We start from the raw sequence: 19711 nt of genomic DNA, 5'->3' as shown, positions 1-19711 counted from the left end.
ATTAAATATCAGGAGAGATTTGTTATGTCATTAATCAGTAAGAAGGTTTCAGAATTCAAAGCACAAGCGTATCACAATGGAGAATTTGTAGAGGTAACATCAGAATCTTTAAAGGGGCATTGGTCAGTATTTGTATTTTATCCAGCAGATTTTACATTTGTTTGTCCAACAGAACTTGGAGAATTAGCAGATAACTATGAGAAATTTAAAGAAATAGGTTGTGAAGTATACTCTATATCAACAGATACTCATTTTGTTCACAAAGCATGGGCAGATACTTCAGATACAATAAAGAAAATTCAGTATCCAATGATTGGAGATCCAACAGGAAAATTAGCTAGAGATTTTGAGGTAATGATTGAAGAAGAAGGTTTAGCTTTAAGAGGATCTTTTGTAATAAATCCAGAAGGAGAAATAAAAGCTTACGAAATTCATGATAATGGAATAGGAAGAAATGCTGAAGAATTATTAAGAAAAGTTCAAGCAGCTCAATTTGTTGCAGCTCATGGAGATCAAGTATGTCCTGCTAAATGGAAGCCAGGTGAAGAAACGTTGATACCAAGCCTAGATTTAGTAGGAAAATTATAATAATATGGAAAAGATATATGATTTATTAGTACTTGGTGGTGGTCCAGCTGGACTTACTGCTGGTATTTATGCAGGTAGAGGAAAAATAAACACATTAATTATAGAAAAGGAAGAACTAGGTGGTCAAGTAAACAAAACATATAACATTGATAATTATCCGGGAGTAAGAAATGGTAATGGTCCAAAGCTTATGGGAGAAATGAGAAAACAAGCTGAGGACTTTGGGGTAAACTTTATGTCTGCTGAAGTAACTGAAGTTGATTTAAAGGGAGATATAAAGATATTAAAAACCGATAAAGGGGAAGTAAAAGGTAGAGCTTTGATAATAGCAACTGGTGCTTCTCCAAGAAAACTTGGATTCAAGGGTGAAAAAGAGTTTATGGGTAGAGGAATTGCATATTGTTCAACTTGTGACGGACAACTGTTTGAGGGTTTAGAGATTTTTGTAGTTGGTGCAGGATTTGCAGCAGCAGAAGAGTCAATGTTCCTTACAAAATATGCAACTAAGGTTACAGTGATTGCAAGAGAGCCAGAATTTACTTGTGCTAAATCAATTGCTGATAAGGTTTTAGCTCATCCAAAGATTGGGGTCAAATTTAATACTGAAATTTTAGAGGCGGGTGGAGAAAATTTAGTAAATTATGCTAAATTTATCAATAATAAAACTGGAGAAGTTTTTGAATATCGTGCAAAACCTGAAGATGGTTCTTTTGGTATATTTATTTTTGTAGGTTATGAACCACAAAGCGCACTTTTTAAAGATGTTTTGGAAATAGAAAGAGGTTATATAGTAACTAATGAGAATATGGAAACTAATATAAAGGGTGTTTACGCAGCAGGAGATTTAAGACCTAAACAGTTAAGACAAATCGTTACTGCGGTATCTGATGGAGCAATTGCAGCAACTATGGCAGAAAAGTATATTGTTGATTTAAAAGAAAGACTTGGAATAAAAGACGAGGGATATAAAACTAATAAAACTAATAAAACTAATAAAACTCAAAGAAAAGAGAATACATCTCCTGAAGTAAATGAAGCTTTAGGTAGTATTTCAAGAAAGAGCAAACTTTTAAACGATGGACTAAGGGTACAATTAAAAGCTGTTTTAGACAAATTGGAGAGAGAAGTAACTCTTGTTTCAATAGTTGATGAAACAAATCCAAAGTCTATAGAACTTAGAGATTTTATATTAGATATTTGTGATTTAGGTGAGAAAGTAAAGTGTGCTATTTATAAAAAGGGTGAAAATTTAAGTATTGAAAATACCATACATGCTGATAAATATCCAATAGTCGCTCTTTTAGACCATAATGGTAATTATGCTAGAGTTAAGTTTCATGGAGTTCCAGGTGGTCATGAGTTAAATTCGTTTATATTAGCTATATATAATCTTGGTGGAAAAGGTCAAGAAATAGCTAAAACAACATTAGAAGCTATAAAGAATATAGATAAAAATGTTAATATAAAGGTATGTGTATCATTATCCTGTCATTTATGCCCAGATGTTGTTGTTGCAACACAAAGAATGGCTATAGAAAATAAAAATATAGAGGTTGAAATGATAGATATTTCAAATTTTAAAGACATTAAGGAAAAATATAAGATAATGAGTGTACCAGCCATAATTATAAATAATAATGAAGTTCATTTTGGTGCTAAAAAAATAGATGAGATTATAGATTTTATAAGATAAGTAGTGTTAAAGTTAAATAAAGTATCAATATAATTTTTAAATATAGAAGGAGATAGTGGGATTACACTATCTCTTTTTATATTAAAAGAGTTATGTTTTTTATATTGATGGAGGAATAATTTTTAAGAACATTATATTAAAAAAAATAATATTATAGTTTATAAGTGTGCTTTAGTAAGGAGATTAACAATGGATAAAGCTAATATAATATTAGATGTAATACTAATATTATTAATAGTAATTTTACTAATTGTATTTGTTTATAATTTAATAACAATTAATAGATTTATGGAAGAAATAAATAATAATTTATTAGATATAAGATTAAGAGAGAAGGAAGAATCATTAAAAAGTAAATCTAAATTAGAGAAAAATGTTATTGATATAAAAGACAATAAGGAAACCGTGAATTTAAAGATTAAAATAAAGGGGAGATAAAAACTTAAAGTTTTATAATGCAAAAAAATTTAAAATATATAATAAATCAAATATTTGTGAAATTTTTTATATATAGAATAAAAGTTGTGTTTTTTAGCATAACTTTTTTTATATGAATTTATTAGCTATATAAGATTCAAAGTAAGATGAAATCAAGGTTTAGATAAAATTTAAAATGATTTAGTTAAAGAATAATAATTAAAGAAAAAGGCAAAAGTAAGTTATGAAAAGAATAAAAATTTGAGGAGAGTATTAAATAAAATTTTTATAATTTGTAATCCTAATCATATTTTATTTATATAAAACTATTATAATTTAACATATAAGAAGTTCATATATAAATTTACTAATTTGAATATACAATGATTAAAAAAAGTGTATTACAAATACACTTAATAATGGTTAAAATATCTAAACATAGGAGGAAAATTATGAGTACATATAAATATTATATAAATGGACAGTGGAAAGATAGTGATTCTAAAGAAACAATTAGTATTATCTCTCCGTATACAAATGAAGAAGTAGGAAAAGTCCAAGCAATAACTCAAGAAGAAGCAGATTTGGCTATAAAATCTGCAAAGGAAGCTCAAAAGGAATGGGCAACTTTAACTGTACGTAAACGTGGAGAATATCTTTATAAGTGGATGGATGAGCTTAATAAAAATAAAGAAGATATCGCAACAACTATTATGAAAGAGGTTGGAAAGGGTTATAATGATGCTCTTAAGGAAGTAAGTAGAACTATTGATTTTATTCGTTATACAATTGAGGAAGCAGTTCATATGTATAACGAAAGTATGTCAGGAGAAAATTTTGAAGGTGGCAATAATTCTAAGATAGCCATTATATCAAAAAGACCTTTGGGTGTTATTCTAGCAATTTCACCATTTAACTATCCTGTTAATTTGTCAGTAGCAAAGATTGCACCAGCATTAGTTTCTGGAAATGCTGTTATATTTAAGCCTGCAACTCAAGGAGCAATATCAGCAGTGAAAATTATAGAAGCTCTTGATAAGACAGGCATACCAAAAGGAATTTTAAATCTTGTTACAGGAAAAGGGTCAGTTATAGGAGATTTTTTAACAGAGCATGAAGGAATAAATATGATTTCATTTACAGGAGGTAGTGAAACTGGTAAACATATAGCTGAAAAATCAAAGATGATTCCTTTAGTTATGGAACTTGGAGGAAAAGATCCAGCTGTAGTTTGTGATGATGCTGACTTAAACTTTGTAGCTAAACAAATAATATCTGGTGCGTATTCCTATTCAGGACAAAGATGTACAGCCATAAAAAGAGTGTTGGCAAATAAGAAAATAGCTAATGAGTTAGTTAATATATTAAAAAATGAAGTAGATAAGCTTACAGTAGGTTCACCAGAAGAAAATAGCATAATAGTTCCTTTGATTGATAAAAAGTCTGCTGATTATGTACAAGGACTTATAGATGATGCTTTAGCAAAGGGAGCTACATTAGTTTGTGGAAATAAGAGAGAAGGTAATTTAATATATCCAACTCTTTTAGATAATGTAACATTAGATATGAGGATTGCTTGGGAGGAACCATTTGGTCCAGTATTACCTGTAATTAGAGTAAATTCAGATGAAGAGGCAATAAAAATTGCTAATGAATCAGAATTTGGACTTCAAGCAAGTATATTTACGCAAAATATAGATAGGGCTTTTAACATAGCTCCAAAACTTGAAGTAGGAACAGTTCAAGTAAATGGACGTACAGAACGTGGCCCAGATCATTTACCATTCTTAGGAGTAAAATCATCAGGCATGGGGGTTCAAGGAATTAGAAAAAGTATAGAATCCATGACTATAGAAAAAGTAACTGTAATAAACATAAATAGATAATTAATTGTAAAAAGCTGTATCAATTTTTGATACGGCTTTTTTATATAATTTAAATAAAATTACTATTGATTTTCAAAAAAAGTTGTACTATAATAAATTCAACAACAAAAACACACTAAACATATAAATTTAGTAGGTTATTAAAATGCGATGAAAAAGTAGAGTAGTATTTTGGAAAATTACAGAAAGAAAAACATTGATGAGAGTTTTTTATTTAGAAGAAATACGAAGTGCCCTTTGGAGTAGAAGCTTGAAATAATAGTAGAGTTATCCGGTATCACCCGTTATAATGATTAGGCATGATAGTGCTAAATTTCTTAAGTTGTAGATATTTTATTGTATCTAAATTAGAGTGGAACCGCGGGTAAACCTCGTCTCTATGTTTTTATAGAGATGGGGTTTTGTTTTTACAAATTATTCTAAAGAATTATAAATATTGTACTAAAAGAAAGTTAAATAGATTATTTTAAGGAGGAGTTTTTATGAATTCATTAAATTATTTTAATTCAATAGCAAAAGATTGGAATAATATTAGAGTTGATTATTTTAAAGATGAGCTTCGAGATATAGCGATTAATTCAGTAGATTTAAAAAATAAGGTTGTTGCAGACCTTGGAGCAGGAACAGGATTTATTAGTTTAAAGGTGGCTGAGAGCGCAGACATAGTTTTTTCAATAGATGCATCTAAAAATATGTTGAGGGAACTTAATAAATCAGCTCAAAATTTAGGTTTAAAGAATATTTATCCTATAACTGGTGATTTAGAAAGCTTACCTTTATTTGATAATTCTGTGGATGTTGTATTTATAAATATGGCATTACATCATGTTGTAAATCCTGATAAGGCTATCAAGGAGATGAGAAGGATTCTAAAAGAAGGCGGAAGAGTAATTATTACTGATGTAGAAGAGCATGATGGAACATGGGCAACAGATGAAATGAATGATGTTTGGCTTGGATTTAATCATAATGATTTAACAAAATGGTATGAAGAAGCTGAGTTTAAAGATATAGCTATAAAGGATACAGGTTTAGTAGCTAAAGGGGTTTCTTCTAGAGGAGATGTAATTGAACCAAAAATATTTATGGCGATTGGAACAAAATAGTTAAAAAGGTGGGGTTAACGATGAAAAAAAATTCTTTATTAATACATGGTGGAATAAGTACTGATGAAAAGACAGGTGCAGTAAATGTACCAATATATCAAACATCAACATATAAACAAAGTAAATTTGGAGAAAATACAGGATATGAGTATTCAAGAACAGGAAATCCAACAAGAGAGGCTCTTGAAAAGTTAATTGCAGATATAGAAGGTGGTACAAGAGGATTTGCTTTTGCATCAGGTCTTGCTGCAATATCAGCAGTTCTTAGTTTATTTAAAAGTGGAGATAAAATTTTAATTACTAATAATTTGTATGGTGGAACTTTTAGAATATTAAATCAAGTATTTAGTAACTTTAATATAAAGTATGAGATTGTAGATGATTTTGATAAGTTAGATAAACAAATAAAAGATGATGTTAAAGCGGTATTTATAGAAACACCAACGAATCCGTTATTAGATGTTATTGATATAAAAAAAGTTTCTTCCATAGCTAAATCAAAAGGAATTCTTACAATAGTTGATAATACATTTATGAGTCCATACTTACAAAATCCATTATTGTTAGGTGCTGATATAGTAGTTCATTCAGCTACAAAATATTTAGGTGGTCATAGTGATTTAGTTGCAGGATTAGCCATAGTTAAAGATGAGGAATTAGGAGAAAAGTTACACTTTATTCAAAATGCTACTGGTGGAATACTTCAACCTTTTGATAGTTTCTTGCTTATAAGAGGAATAAAAACGCTAAGCGTAAGAATGGATAGGCATGAGGAAAATGCAAGGTTTATAGCTGATAAACTTTCAAGAAGTACTAATATAAAAAAAGTTTATTACACAGGATTAAAAAATCATCCAGGACATGAAATTCAAAAGAGTCAAGCAAGTGGTTTTGGTGGAGTTATATCATTTGTTTTAAATGATGATTTGAATTTTAAAAGGTTTGTAGAAGGATTAGAGTTAATAACATTTGGAGAAAGTTTAGGAGGAGTTGAATCATTAGCATGTCATCCTGCTTCAATGACTCATGCAACACTTCCAAAAGAGCTTAGAGAACGTATTGGAATAACAGATAATTTAATTAGAATATCTGTTGGTATAGAGGATAAAGAAGATATTTTAGAAGATATACAAAAGGCATTAATATTGGCAGGTGGAAAAGATGAAATACTGTAATGATATTAGGGATTTAGTTGGAAAAACTCCTTTACTAAAATTAAATAATTTAGATGTTAAAAAAGGAGTTAATATATTTGCAAAACTAGAGTGCTTCAATCCTGGAGGAAGTTCTAAAGATAGGGTTGGAATGTACATGATAGAAAAGGCTGAAAGAGAAGGTAGGCTTAAAAAAGGTTACACGATTATAGAAGCAACTGCAGGAAATACAGGAATAGGAATTGCTCTAGCGGCATTAAATAAAGGATATAAAGTTATATTTATAGTTCCAGAAAAGTTTTCAATAGAGAAACAAAAAGTAATGATGGCTTTAGGAGGAGAAATAATAAATACTCCTAAAAAAGATGGTATGGAAGGAGCGATAAATTTAGCAGAAAAAATGTTAAAGGAAATTCCAAATTCAATTTCATTAAAGCAGTTTGAAAATAGTTCAAACCCGTTAGCACATTATGAAACAACAGGTAGAGAAATCTATGAAGATTTAGATGGACAAGTAGACTATGTTGTAGCAGGTGCAGGTAGCGGTGGCACATATACAGGAGTATTAAAATATTTAAAGGAAAATATTGAAGATGTTAAAGGAATATTAGCAGACCCAGAAGGCTCAATTATTGGTGGTGGAGCAGAAGGGTGCTATAAAGTTGAAGGAATAGGTAATAATTTTATACCTAAAACTATGGAAATGTCTTTAGTTGATGATGTTATAAAAACTAATGATAAAGATTCTTTTGAAACTGTACGGACTTTGGCTAAAAAAGAGGGCATTTTGGTTGGTTCATCATCGGGAGCAGCAGTTTTTGCAGCATTAAAACTAGCAGAGAAAATTGATAATGGAAATATAGTAGTGATACTTCCAGATAGAGGAGATAGGTATTTTAGTACAGATTTATTTTAAAATAAGGAGATGGATAAAATGATAAAGGTAGAAAGTTTTGAATTAGATCATACAAAGGTAAAGGCACCTTATGTGAGAAAAGCAGGAGTTAAGGTTGGGCCTAAAGGAGATATAGTCACTAAATTCGATTTAAGATTTGCACAACCTAATAAAGAAATATTGTCAGATAAGGGTATTCATACGTTAGAACATTTTTTAGCAGGATTTATGAGAGAAAAGCTAGATAATATTATTGATGTATCTCCAATGGGATGCAAAACAGGATTCTATTTAGTAAGTTTTGGGGAAGTAGAAGTTGATGAGGTTATAGATGCACTAGAATATTCATTAGATAAAGTGCTACAACAAGAAAAAATTCCAGCGGATAATGAAGTACAATGTGGAACAGCTGCATTACATTCCTTAGATTTAGCAAAAGAACATGCTAGAAATGTGCTATCAAAAGGAATAAGTAATAAATTTTATGTGGATTAAGAATAAATTAAATAATGTATTGTAATGCTTGGTATAGTAAAATTTTTGTTAACATTGAATTTATCAATTAGGCTTTTTTAAGTAATAAAGGGGATTTCAAGGGTTTAAGTATTATAGATAACTTATTATTACATTTGACAAGAATAAATATAAATAATATAATCAATTTATAAGTTGATTGAATCAAATTAAATTTCCTAAAATGTAAGGTGATAGAAATGGATAAATTCGAAAGTTTGAAATTAAGTAATCAAGTATGTTTTCCTCTATATGCAGCATCTAGAGAAGTTATAAAATTATATAAACCTTTTTTAGATGAGTATAATTTAACTTATACGCAATATATAACAATGCTTGTGTTATGGGAAGATGAAAAGATAACTATTAAAGAACTTTGCAAAAAATTATACTTAGATTCAGGAACTATTACACCAGTAATAAAAAAGCTAGAAGCTATGGGTTTATTAATTAAATACAGAGATAAAAGTGATGAAAGAATAGTTAACGTTGAATTAACAGATAAAGGAAGAGAATTAAAAGAAGAAATTGTTAAAGTTCCAGAACAAGTTTCTTGTAAGGTTAATGGAAGTATGGAAGATCTTTTGATTTTAAAAAATTTATTAGAAAAAGTATTAGATGAGATAAGCCCAAATAATTAAGTTAAATATAATATTTAACTTAATTTTTAAGAAAATTAATTTTGTAAAATTAAATTTGATTATTTAATATTAATTGAGAATTTTATAATTTGAAAATAAATAATAAGGAGTATTATATTATGAAACAAGAAGTAAAGGAATTATTAGTACAATACCAACAAGGTGAATTAGATGGAGTATTAGTTTATCAAGCATTAGCAAAATTAAGCCTTGATGAAAGTATGAAAAAAGCATTATTAGAATTGGCAGCAGATGAAGGTAGACATGCTGGCATATTAAAAAAATATACAAATAAAATTTTAACTCCAAATGATGAAAGTGCAAAAATGATGGAAGAGATGTACAAACAATACGGAAATAAAATATTTGAAAGAATTGCGGAAGCTGAAGAAAAAGGTGAGAAAATGTATGCACCATTTATAAACGATATACCAGAGGCGAAAAGTATGATTGAAGATGAACTTAAACATGCTAAAATAGCAAGAAGCTTTTTAGATTAAAAATTAATAGAATAAAGTAGAAAACTAGTTTTAATTTTCTACTTTAAAATTTTTTATAGTAATTTTATATTAAAATCCTTCTTTATCTGCAGTAACAGGCATATTTGAATAATGAACATGAGCTATTTTCCACTTATCATTTACTTTTATTAAAGTTTGGCTTTCACGTCCATTAGTTATAATATCGGTATTATCTTCTCTAAAAGTAGCATAGAAATCCCAATAAAATTCTACAACTGCTGTATTATCAGTAAGTAAATTTATTTTAATATTATGTATTCTTAAATCTCTTTTTGAAAATCTATTAATCATAGTTTTTACATAGAAGGCTTCTTTTACATTATCAAAACTTACTTCGTGTCCTCTTGGATGGATAAATGAAGTATTTTCATTTTGTAAGAATAATTTATCAGCTAAGTCTAAATCACCATTGTTTATTGAAGTAGCATAATTTTCAAGTAACATTTCAATTGTTTCCATAGCAATTCTCCTTTTTTTGAAATTTATTGTATAAACATAGCTTACTATTAATAAAAGTTTATGTGAAGTAGGTACTTTATAGTGCCATAGTTACTTTATAGTTACTTTAGGTTTATTTATAAAGTTATAAATGGATACCTTGACAAATATAAAAATGAAGAATATAATAAAAGTAAATAGAACAAAATTAAATTTAATAAAATAATAAATAAAAGAGTTAAATATATTTAAGTTAAATTTTAAATTTAGCTTGTTTTTTAAAAAAAAATAGATTTTAAAAAATTAAATTTAGATAAGCTAATAAAATAAATTAATTTACTAACAATAACTAAAGAGAGAAAATATAAATTATAGGGAGGAAAAATTATGTTATATGATTTTAAAGTTAAAGATATAAAAGGAAATGAAGTTTCATTGAAAAAATATGAAGGAAAGGTTCTTTTAATAGTAAATACTGCAACAGGATGTGGATTTACCCCACAATATGAAGGACTTCAAAAAATTTATGATAAATATCAAGATAAGGGCTTAGAAATATTGGATTTTCCTTGCAATCAATTTTTTGAACAAGCGCCAGGAAGCAATGAAGAAATAGCTAATTTTTGTCAATTAAAATACAATACGACTTTTGAAACTTTTGCAAAGATAGATGTTAATGGGGAAAACGCACACCCACTTTATAAATATTTGAAAAATGAGGCTCCAAAAGCTAAAGAAGATGAGGCATCAGAGGGATTATATAAGATGTTATCAGAAAGAGGATTTAACACAAGTGGTGATGATATAAAATGGAACTTTACTAAGTTCTTAGTAGATAGAAATGGTAAAGTAATCGCAAGATTTGCACCTACTTATGAACCGGAAAAATTATCTGAACAAATTGAGAAATTATTATAATTCTATAAAAAGACTGTATCAAAAATTACGATACAGTCTTTTTATACTTATTAATTATATATTAGATTTGTAATCATCTCCCCATTTAGCCATACTATCTAAAATAGGTTTTAAGCTATAACCAGTTTCAGTTAAAGTATATTCAACTTTAGGAGGAACTTGTGCATAGACTTTTCTTATTAAAAGACCGCTTTCTTCCATGCTTCTAAGGTTAGATGTTAAAACTTTTTGTGTTATATTACCAACAGATTTTTTTAATTCTCCAAATCTTTTTGTACCATCTAATAAGTCTCTTATTATCAATATTTTCCATTTATTACCCATAAGTTTTAAAGTTACTTCTACTGGGCAAGCAGGTAAATCATTCATTAAAAATCAGCTCCTTGCTTTAATAGTATCCTAATAGATACTATGGCACTTTTAAGTGCTTACTATACAAATGATATTATTGCATTTATTATAATATTATAAGATAAAAAAAACAATACGGTTACGGAGGTTATGAAAATGAATGAAGTAATAGAATTTTTAAAAGAGAATCCAGTACAATATTTTGCAACTGTTGGATTAGATAACAAGGCAAAAGTTAGACCTTTCCAATTTATGATTGAAGATGGTGGAAAATTATATTTTTGTACAAATAATGAAAAAGATGTGTTTAAACAAATAAAAAATAATCCATATGTAGAGGTTTGTGTATCAAACTCTAAATTTCAATGGATGAGATTAAATGGAAAAGTTAAGTTTTCAAATGATATGGATATAAAGAAAAAAGTTATAGAATCAAGTCCACTTGTTAAATCACTTTATAAAACTGCTGATAATCCTATATTTGAAATATTTTATTTAGAAGATGCAAAAGCTATTATAGCAGATTTTTCAGGTAATGCACCAAAGGAATTTAATCTTTAAAATTAAGCTGAAAAGAATTTAGATAAAGGCAAAGGTTCAAAATATTTTTGGGCTTTTGCTTTTTATTTATATATAGATATTTGTTTAAAAGACAGAAATGTTTTTAGAAAAGAGGAAAAGAAAATTTATGAACAATAATGAAAAGCTAGATTATTTAATAAATAGATTAATAGATGAAGATATAAGGTATAAAGATATTGAAATTCCTGATAATTATAAAGATAAATTTAACCTTTTAAGGTCTTTAATGAATGTTAGAGAGCCTAAAAAAATTGATGAGGATTTTTTGAAGATTCAAGATGAATTTTTAAAAGAAATATCTGTGGAAAAGGGAATAGTGGATGTTGATGATTTAGAAACTATAGATATTTTATTTAATAGAACAAAAAATAAACATAAAAATAAAATAATCCTTTGGAAAGGTGATATTACAACACTTAAAGTAGATGCCATAGTAAACGCTGCTAATAGTCAAATGCTTGGATGTTTTGTGCCATGCCATAGATGTATAGATAATGCAATACATACTTTTTCGGGAATTCAGTTAAGAAACGAATGTGAAGATATTATGAAAAAGCAAGGAAGTTTAGAGCAAACAGGAAATGCAAAGATTACGAAAGCTTATAATTTACCTTGTAAATATGTAATTCATACTGTGGGGCCTATTGTTAATGATGTTTTAACGGATGAAAAATGTCTAGAACTTAAATCTTGTTATGAATCATGTTTGGGTTTAGCTAAACAAAGCAGAATAAAATCAATAGCTTTTTGCTGTATATCTACTGGGGAGTTTCACTTTCCAAATGATAAAGCAGCTAAAATTGCTGTTGATACAGTATGTGAGTTTTTGGATGATAATGAAGATATAGAGAAGGTTATTTTCAATGTTTTTAAGGAGGAGGATTATAAAATATATGAAAGCTTACTTAAATAATATAAAAAAAATAAGAGAATTAATAGATAATGCAGATTATATTTTGGTAGGAGCAGGAGCAGGGCTTTCAGCATCAGGAGGAATAAATTATTTGGATAAAGCATTAGTTGAAGAATGGTTTCCTGAGTATAAAAATTTAAATTTAAATACTATCGTAGAAATACAATCCGCTTTTTGGAATTTATCAAATGAAAATGTATTAGCCTATTGGGGATATTGGGCAAGGCACATTTATAATATAAGATATAAAACAAAAGCTACCAAACCATATTTAGATTTACATCAACTTTTAAAAGATAAAGAACATTTTATAATAACAACTAATGTAGATGGTCAGTTTGAGAAAGCTGGATTTAAAAAGGAAAATATATTTACACCTCAAGGAGATTATGCTCTTTTTCAATGTTCTAGTCCTTGTTCAAATAAATTATATGACAATAAAGAAATGATAAATACTATGGTAAAAAATATGGTGAACGAATTTTATATAAGAGAAGAAGATATTCCTAGATGCCCTAGATGTGGGAATTTTTTAGTGCCTAATCTTAGGATAGATAATTCTTTTGTCCAAGAAAGCCATTTTAAGATATTTAATAATTTTAATGATTTTATAGAAAAGGCTAAGGGAAAGAATTTTGTTTTATTAGAACTTGGTGTTGGATATAATACTCCCGCAATTATAAAATATCCTTTCGAAAATATTGTTGCAAAATATCCTTCAAATACTACACTTATAAGAATTAATCTTGGTGAAGAGAACATTCCCTTAGAAATTAAAAATAAAGCTATTTGTATAAATGATGATATACAGAAAGTGTTGAATTTAATTTGACAGTTAAAATTTAAGGGTATATAATTTAAACATACAACAATATAAAACTAAATTCAACAATGTTGAATAAAAAGGGGAGATAGGTTTGTCATATAAAGATTTAAGGGAGTTTTTAGAGCTTCTAGAGAAGGAAAATCAATTAGTAAGAATTAAAGATGAAGTTATGCCAGAGCCTGATTTAAGCGCTATTGGAAAATCAGCACCGAGTATGGAGAGTGCTCCGGCTATACTTGTAGAGAAAATTAAAGGATATAAAAATTCAGTAGCATTAAATGTTCATGGCTCATGGCAAAATCATGCTCTTATGCTTGGACTTCCAAAGGATACTCCAGTAAAAGAGCAATTTTATGAATTAGATAAAAAGTGGTCTAAGTATCCAATAAAACCTGTATGGGTAAAAGATGCACCTATTAAGGAAGTTAAGATAACAAAAGATATAAATCTTTTTGATATTTTACCTTTATTTAGGGTTAATAAATATGATGGTGGATTTTATATATCTAAAGCTTTAATAGTTAGCAAAGATCCAGAAGACCCAGACAATTTTGATAAACAAAATGTTGGTACATATAGAATTCAAGTTAAAGGAAAAGATTTAGTAGGAATTCAACCATTACCTTTTCATGATATAGCTATTCATTTGAAAAAAGCGGAAGAAATGAATGAACCATTACCTATATCTATATGTTTAGGGAATGACCCAATTTTAAACTTTATGTCAAGCACTCCAATAGAGTATGTACAATCAGAATATGATTTTGCAGGAGCATTAAAAGGAGAACCTATTGAACTTACTAAGAGTGAAGTTGGGAATTTGGATATTCCAGCTAGAAGTGAAATAGTTCTAGAAGGTTATATAATTCCAAGAAAAAGAAAAATAGAGGGACCTTTTGGAGAATTTCCTGGAAGTTATTCAGGTGCAAGACTTCAACCAGAAGTTAGGATTCACACAATAACTCACAGAAAAAATCCTATTTTTGAAAATTTATATTTAGGAATGCCTTGGACAGAAATTGATTATTTAATGGCTTTAAACACAAGTTTACCTTTATATAGACAACTGAAAAGAGATTTTCCAGAAGTTGTTGCTGTAAATGCTATGTATACTCATGGAATAGGTGTAGTTATATCAACAAAATCAAGATTTGGAGGGTATGGAAAGGCTGTTGCCATGAGACTTTTATCAACACCACATGGAATGCCATATTCTAAAATAGTTATTGTAGTTGATGAGTTTGTTGACCCATTTAATTTAGAACAGGTTATGTGGGCGTTAACAACAAGAGTTCGTCCAGATAAAGATGTAGTATTAATTCCAAATGCGCCTGGTATGCCATTAGACCCATCATCAGAACCAGCTGGTATGCACACAAAGCTTATAATTGATGCTACAACTCCAGTTGCACCAGATAAAGCAAGAGAAACAGAGCTTTTAGAAGTTCCTGAAAAAACTGATTTTTGGAGTGATTATTTAAAAAATGCATTAAGAGATATAAGGGGGAATAAATAATGATTTGTCCAAGATGTGGTTCAGAAACAGTAAATTTATTAACAAAAGCACCAGTTGATGATGCATGGGAAGTATATATATGTGATACATGTTGCTTTTCTTGGAGGTCAACAGAAGATGAAGATATCACAAATTATGAAAAATATGATAAAAGATTTAAAATTAATCCTGAAGAAATAAAAAATCTTGACCAAATACCTCCTATTCCAGAGTTGATTAAAAAATAATGATAGAAATAAAAAAGGAATTTAAAAGAATAAAAATAAATCTTAAAGCTATAAAAATGGGAGAAGATTTATGTGTTATTTTAACAGGAGGAGATAAACCTCATTTGGGAGCCTTAACAATAGGCTCCTCTTTAGTTAATTTAAATACTTTTACATTTCAAGGACATAAAGAAAATTTTGTTACAGAAGTTATAGGAGATATATTAAAAAAAGAGTTTTCGGGAAAGTTTGTGGTATGTTGTGGTATACATTTAGATGATATAAGCAAAAATGAGATACAGCATGTGTTATCTTTATGTAAAGATATTACGGTTGAATTATGTAATAAACTAAAAGAATTAAACTAGTTTTATAAAGGTACATATTCTTTGCTTAGAACAATAAGAAATTTAAGAGGTGAAAAATGGACATCGTAATTGGAGTTACTGGAGCAACAGGAACAATATATGCAGTAAAATTATTAGAAACTTTAAATGATATAAATGGAATAAAAACGCATCTTATTTTAAGTGATTGGGCTATTAAAAATCTTGAAATAGAAACTGAATATAAAGTGAATTATTTGAAAAACTTAGCAAATTATGTTTATGATAATAAAGATTTAGGTGCTAAAATATCTAGTGGTTCATTTATTACAGATGGCATGATAATACTTCCATGTAGTATGAAAACATTAAGTTCAATAGCTAATGGATATGATGATAACTTAATTTCAAGAACTGCAGGTGTCATGATTAAAGAAGGCAGAAAATTAGTATTATCAGCCAGAGAAACGCCTTTAAGCCCTATACATTTAGAAAATATGCTTAAATTATCAAGAATTGGAGTTAGGATGGTTCCTCCAATGCCAGCATTTTATAATAATCCTAAAACTTTAGATGATATAATAAATCATCATATTATGAAACTTTTAGATCAATTCAATATAAATTATAATAAAGCTAAGAGGTGGAATGGCTAGGAGGAATTATAATAATGGCTGAAAAAAAAATAATAAATTCACTTGTAAAGGCATTAAAGATATTAGAGTGTTTTTCTATTGAAACTAAGGAATTAAGGTTAACAGATATAGCTAAAATGTTAGATATGCCAAAAAGTACAGCATCAAATTTAATATACACAATGGAATCAATGGGATATATTGAACAAAATAAGGATAATGGTAAATTTAAGTTAGGAACTAAATTATTTATTTTAGGAAAAGCTTTTGAATATCATACAGATATAATTGAAATAGCTAGACCTTACATGGAAAAGTTAAGAAATAAATTTAATGAAAATATACAATTATCAATGCCTTATGATGAAAATGGAATAGTTGAAGGAATTTGTGTTGAAAAGGCTAGAGAGTTTAATACTGTTAGTGTAAATTCTAGAGTTGGAGGCAAAATACCTCTTCATTGTACAGCATCAGGAAAACTATTTTTATCTTCAATGGATAACGAAACTTTAGATAAAACGTTAGATAAGATTGAATTATTTAAACGCACTGAAAATACTATTACAGATAAAAATGTATTAAAAGAAGATATATTGAGGGTAAAAAATCAAGGTTATGCAATGGCTATCGAAGAGGGAGAACTTGGAATAACTAGTATAGCAGCTCCTATATATGAGTATAATTCGCAGTTTATAGCATCTTTAAGTATAGCAGCACCATCAGTAAGACTTTCTGGAGAAATAGGATGTGAAATCATAAATGATTTATTAAAATCAGCTAAAGATATTTCAGAAAAATTAGGATATAAAAAATAAATTTTAGGAGGAGTTTAAATGTTAGAAGAAGTTTTTTCAATAGTAGTAAAGGTAGATAAGCCAATATTAGTTGGGCAAGATGATATAGTTGGAAGAAGACAATTAATTCCTATATTAAGTGGCGAACTTAAAGGAGCAAATATGCACGGTGAAGTTTTACCAGGTGGAGTTGATAGTCAAATAATAAGACCTAATGGTAAGTGTGATTTAAGTGCTAGATATGCTGTAAAACTAGACAATGGAATGAGTTTTTATATAGAAAATAATGGATTTAGAACTGTACCAAAGGAATATGTTGAGATAGTTAAAAACGGAGGTTTTGTAGATTCATCTCTTTATTATTTTTGTACAACACCAAGTTTTGAAGTTTATAATGAAGAACTTAGATGGCTTTCAGAAACAGCTTTTGTGTGCAAGGCAGAGAGGCTAACAGATAGTGTAATTCTTAAATTTTTTAAAGTTAAATAAAGATATTTAGTTGATATATATTGAGTATTTTAGTATAAAAATTTTATTAAACTAGTAAAATATAAATACATAATTCAGATTTGTTATTTAACGGTGGTACAAATTATTTTAATTTGCACCATCGTTTTCAATTATATTGGTTAATGCTAAATCAAGATAGCTGATGGTTTCATCGATAGATATATCAGCGTCATTTTGTAACCACCAAATACCAAGTCCTATCATTGTAGCATAATAAAGCTCTGCTAATACAGGAATGGGTATAGTAAAATTAGCACCATGTTTATTATTATCTTCTAGCCTATATTTTATAGATGTAACTATAATTCTTTTAAAGTTATTTATAAGGAAATCACTTTTTAGATTTCTTAATCCTACAAGATAGATTTTTCTATTATTTTCAATATGTTGTAAAAAAGATTTAAATAAATTTATGTAAAATTTTCTTGAAACAGTATTATTATAAAAATCAAGACTCTTAATTTCAAACCCGTTTATAATATTTTTCAATGCATAACTTAATAAATTATACTTATCTTCAAAATGCTTATAAAATGTTGTTCTATGAATCATAGCCCCATTACATATATCAGAAATTCTAATATCATCAAAAGATTTTTCTTTTAATAAATTCATAAATGTGTCTAAAATTAATTTATCAGTTCTTTTTACTCTTAAATCTATTTTTTTTATATTTTTAGTAGACAAAGTTAAAATTCCCTCCCTACATAATCTACACTTTGTATAGTTATGTAGACTAACTATACAAAAAATATTTTTTGATTCTTGTTAAAAAAAATAAAAAACTGTATATTCATAAATATAATAATAAAAATGAAAATTTGTATTGATATTTATTATAAATTTTATCATGAATTTATAGTGAATATATTAAAAAAAATATTAAAAAATGAAATATATTGTGTCAAAAATGTTAACAGTGAATATTTTAATTCAAATTTATATTAATAGAAAAGGAGAAAAGAGAAAGGAAGAAGTTTAATGAATACAAAAGATAAAAAAATAATAGGTTTATATTCTAGTAACCTATTTATATATTTGTTAGCAGGTGGTATTTATTATGGTATTTTTGTTGTTTTCCTAAGTTCTGTTAAGGGATTTACAACAGATGAAATATCATTAATAGTTAGTATACCACCTCTTATAATGTTACTTGTATCGCCTTTATGGGGGAAAATTATTGATAAATCTAAAAGACTTATACATCTAACAAAATTGGTAACGATAGCAAATGCGATTACTATAATAGTTTTAGTATTTATAAATAATTTTTGGATATTTTTTGGTGTAACCATAGTTGGAAGTTGTCTTTATGCACCAAGCACTAGTTTGATGTCTGAATATTTATTAGCTATAGAAAAAAAGACAAAATATCCTTTTGGTAAGGTACGTGTATGGGGAGCGATAGGATATGGAATTTCAGGTCTTATATCTCCAGTATTTATAAATCTATGGGGAACAACAGGTGCGTTACTTATATGTGGTATTATAATGTTATCTACTATCGTTATACTTCAATTTATACCTGAACTTACAACAGGAGAGAATGCAGTTGAAGTAAATGTAAATGATGATTTAGATGTTACTGAAAATAATGTTAACGCTAAAGAAATTCTTTTTAGTTTGCTTAAAAATAAGGCGTTTTTGATACAGTTATTTGCAACAAACGTGATAATGGCAACATGTAATTCTGCAAGCAATTATTCTATACAAGTTATTCTTGAAAAACTTGGTTGTCCTACTAGTTTGATAAGTACAGTTCCTTTTATTATGATTGTGATGGAAATACTATTGTTGTTTATTTTTCATAAATTACCTTTTGCTAAAAGGAGTTATTTAGCGACATTTACAGCATTAATTATTCTATGTTTTAGATGGTATTTTATGGCTATAATACCTAACTACATGTTTTTATTATTCTTAATGATTGTTCATGGAGTTGTTGTTGGGATTATAATGCCAGTTCAAAATAATTTAATTGCTGATCTTGTTCCTACAAATCAACAATCAACAGCATTTTTATTTGAAGTTGTTGTTGTTCCAACTATTTTATCTAGTATATTAAATTTATTTACTGGTTACTTAAGTTCATATACAGGAATATCTATATTTGGTTATACATATTTAGCATTAAGTATAGTTGCATTAATTATGATAATCCCTTCATTCTTAAGAGAAAGTAGAAGAAAAAAGAAAGTTTGTTAATTAAGAGAACTAAATTTTAGTTCTCTTTTTTGTTGCAAAAAAATATAATAAAAGTCGAACGAAAAAACTTACAGATA

The 19711-nt window shown here is 27.8% G+C and carries 24 protein-coding genes and 1 other annotated feature; of the genes, 21 read left to right on the top strand and 3 right to left on the bottom strand.

Annotated features, from left to right (window positions below; genetic code table 11):
* Nucleotides 1-24 precede the first annotated feature (24 nt).
* From ahpC to DR020_RS05900, 10 genes are all read left to right on the top strand, one after another.
* Nucleotides 25-588, top strand: a complete 564-nt coding sequence (gene ahpC, locus DR020_RS05945) for an alkyl hydroperoxide reductase subunit C (RefSeq protein ID WP_055258958.1) — start codon at nt 25-27, stop codon at nt 586-588.
* A gap of 4 nt (nt 589-592) precedes the next feature.
* Nucleotides 593-2281, top strand: a complete 1689-nt coding sequence (locus DR020_RS05940; protein ID WP_112365500.1) for an FAD-dependent oxidoreductase — start codon at nt 593-595, stop codon at nt 2279-2281.
* A gap of 189 nt (nt 2282-2470) precedes the next feature.
* A complete protein-coding gene (locus DR020_RS05935; protein WP_112365499.1) occupies nt 2471-2719 on the top strand; it encodes a hypothetical protein in 249 nt (82 codons plus the stop codon).
* A 431-nt stretch (nt 2720-3150) separates the two neighbouring features.
* Nucleotides 3151-4584 (top strand): NADP-dependent glyceraldehyde-3-phosphate dehydrogenase, encoded by a 1434-nt coding sequence (locus DR020_RS05930; protein ID WP_112365498.1) that lies wholly within the window; start codon nt 3151-3153, stop codon nt 4582-4584.
* Between the two features lie 141 nt (nt 4585-4725).
* Nucleotides 4726-4966: a binding site (T-box leader), on the top strand.
* 100 nt (nt 4967-5066) lie between these two features.
* Nucleotides 5067-5690, top strand: a complete 624-nt coding sequence (locus tag DR020_RS05925; protein ID WP_058993473.1) for a class I SAM-dependent methyltransferase — start codon at nt 5067-5069, stop codon at nt 5688-5690.
* Between the two features lie 20 nt (nt 5691-5710).
* On the top strand, nt 5711-6865 hold the full coding sequence (locus DR020_RS05920) for a trans-sulfuration enzyme family protein (RefSeq protein ID WP_055258946.1): 1155 nt from the start codon (nt 5711-5713) through the stop codon (nt 6863-6865).
* Nucleotides 6852-7760, top strand: coding sequence for a PLP-dependent cysteine synthase family protein (locus tag DR020_RS05915; protein ID WP_055258944.1), 909 nt, complete (start codon nt 6852-6854; stop codon nt 7758-7760). Before DR020_RS05920 ends, DR020_RS05915 begins: the two co-directional genes overlap by 14 nt.
* Before the next feature lie 18 nt (nt 7761-7778).
* Nucleotides 7779-8234 carry an S-ribosylhomocysteine lyase gene (locus tag DR020_RS05910; protein ID WP_055258942.1) on the top strand — a complete coding sequence of 152 codons (456 nt, stop codon included), beginning with the start codon at nt 7779-7781 and terminating at the stop codon, nt 8232-8234.
* 218 nt (nt 8235-8452) lie between these two features.
* A complete protein-coding gene (locus tag DR020_RS05905) occupies nt 8453-8893 on the top strand; it encodes a MarR family winged helix-turn-helix transcriptional regulator (protein ID WP_055258940.1) in 441 nt (146 codons plus the stop codon).
* A gap of 119 nt (nt 8894-9012) precedes the next feature.
* Nucleotides 9013-9393 carry a ferritin family protein gene (locus DR020_RS05900; protein WP_112365497.1) on the top strand — a complete coding sequence of 127 codons (381 nt, stop codon included), beginning with the start codon at nt 9013-9015 and terminating at the stop codon, nt 9391-9393.
* 69 nt (nt 9394-9462) lie between these two features.
* Here the strand turns inward: DR020_RS05900 and DR020_RS05895 are convergent, their stop codons facing one another.
* Complete coding sequence (locus DR020_RS05895; RefSeq protein ID WP_112365496.1) at nt 9463-9873, bottom strand: nuclear transport factor 2 family protein; 411 nt, start codon at nt 9871-9873, stop codon at nt 9463-9465.
* A gap of 366 nt (nt 9874-10239) precedes the next feature.
* Between DR020_RS05895 and DR020_RS05890 the strand changes: the two genes are divergently transcribed.
* The gene (locus DR020_RS05890) at nt 10240-10770 is read left to right on the top strand and encodes a glutathione peroxidase (protein WP_055258934.1); all 531 of its coding nucleotides are present in this window, start codon (nt 10240-10242) and stop codon (nt 10768-10770) included.
* Between the two features lie 54 nt (nt 10771-10824).
* Here DR020_RS05890 and DR020_RS05885 read toward each other — a convergent pair whose 3' ends face one another.
* Entirely contained in the window at nt 10825-11139 is a 315-nt protein-coding gene (locus DR020_RS05885) for a winged helix-turn-helix transcriptional regulator (RefSeq protein WP_055258932.1), read from the bottom strand.
* Nucleotides 11140-11277: 138 nt separating this feature from the next.
* Between DR020_RS05885 and DR020_RS05880 the strand changes: the two genes are divergently transcribed.
* From DR020_RS05880 to DR020_RS05840, 9 genes are all read left to right on the top strand, one after another.
* Complete coding sequence (locus DR020_RS05880) at nt 11278-11682, top strand: pyridoxamine 5'-phosphate oxidase family protein (protein WP_112365495.1); 405 nt, start codon at nt 11278-11280, stop codon at nt 11680-11682.
* A gap of 127 nt (nt 11683-11809) precedes the next feature.
* Nucleotides 11810-12616, top strand: coding sequence for a protein-ADP-ribose hydrolase (locus DR020_RS05875; RefSeq protein ID WP_112365494.1), 807 nt, complete (start codon nt 11810-11812; stop codon nt 12614-12616).
* Nucleotides 12597-13448 (top strand): SIR2 family NAD-dependent protein deacylase, encoded by an 852-nt coding sequence (locus DR020_RS05870; protein WP_235865668.1) that lies wholly within the window; start codon nt 12597-12599, stop codon nt 13446-13448. Before DR020_RS05875 ends, DR020_RS05870 begins: the two co-directional genes overlap by 20 nt.
* An 85-nt stretch (nt 13449-13533) precedes the next feature.
* Nucleotides 13534-14958, top strand: coding sequence for a non-oxidative hydroxyarylic acid decarboxylases subunit C (locus tag DR020_RS05865; RefSeq protein WP_055258925.1), 1425 nt, complete (start codon nt 13534-13536; stop codon nt 14956-14958).
* Nucleotides 14958-15185 (top strand): non-oxidative hydroxyarylic acid decarboxylases subunit D, encoded by a 228-nt coding sequence (locus tag DR020_RS05860; RefSeq protein WP_055258923.1) that lies wholly within the window; start codon nt 14958-14960, stop codon nt 15183-15185. Before DR020_RS05865 ends, DR020_RS05860 begins: the two co-directional genes overlap by 1 nt.
* Nucleotides 15185-15532, top strand: coding sequence for a prenylated flavin chaperone LpdD (gene lpdD, locus DR020_RS05855; protein WP_112365492.1), 348 nt, complete (start codon nt 15185-15187; stop codon nt 15530-15532). The genes DR020_RS05860 and lpdD overlap by 1 nt, the downstream gene beginning before the upstream one ends.
* 56 nt (nt 15533-15588) lie before the next feature.
* Nucleotides 15589-16146, top strand: a complete 558-nt coding sequence (locus DR020_RS05850) for a UbiX family flavin prenyltransferase (protein WP_055258919.1) — start codon at nt 15589-15591, stop codon at nt 16144-16146.
* Nucleotides 16147-16160: 14 nt separating this feature from the next.
* On the top strand, nt 16161-16940 hold the full coding sequence (locus DR020_RS05845; RefSeq protein WP_112365491.1) for an IclR family transcriptional regulator: 780 nt from the start codon (nt 16161-16163) through the stop codon (nt 16938-16940).
* Between the two features lie 18 nt (nt 16941-16958).
* Nucleotides 16959-17408: a DUF3237 domain-containing protein gene (locus tag DR020_RS05840; RefSeq protein WP_055258914.1), complete on the top strand. Its 450-nt coding sequence runs from the start codon at nt 16959-16961 to the stop codon at nt 17406-17408.
* Nucleotides 17409-17516: 108 nt separating this feature from the next.
* Here DR020_RS05840 and DR020_RS05835 read toward each other — a convergent pair whose 3' ends face one another.
* Nucleotides 17517-18116: a TetR/AcrR family transcriptional regulator gene (locus tag DR020_RS05835; protein WP_055258913.1), complete on the bottom strand. Its 600-nt coding sequence runs from the start codon at nt 18114-18116 to the stop codon at nt 17517-17519.
* Between the two features lie 294 nt (nt 18117-18410).
* Here DR020_RS05835 and DR020_RS05830 point away from each other — a divergent pair, with 294 nt between their 5' ends.
* A complete protein-coding gene (locus DR020_RS05830; protein ID WP_112365490.1) occupies nt 18411-19634 on the top strand; it encodes an MFS transporter in 1224 nt (407 codons plus the stop codon).
* Nucleotides 19635-19711: the final 77 nt, after the last annotated feature.

Source organism: Sarcina ventriculi (assembly GCF_900456775.1).
Taxonomy (GTDB): domain Bacteria; phylum Bacillota; class Clostridia; order Clostridiales; family Clostridiaceae; genus Sarcina; species Sarcina ventriculi.
Note: the sequence above shows the minus strand (reverse complement) of the source record. Positions and strands in the feature narration are given on the sequence as shown.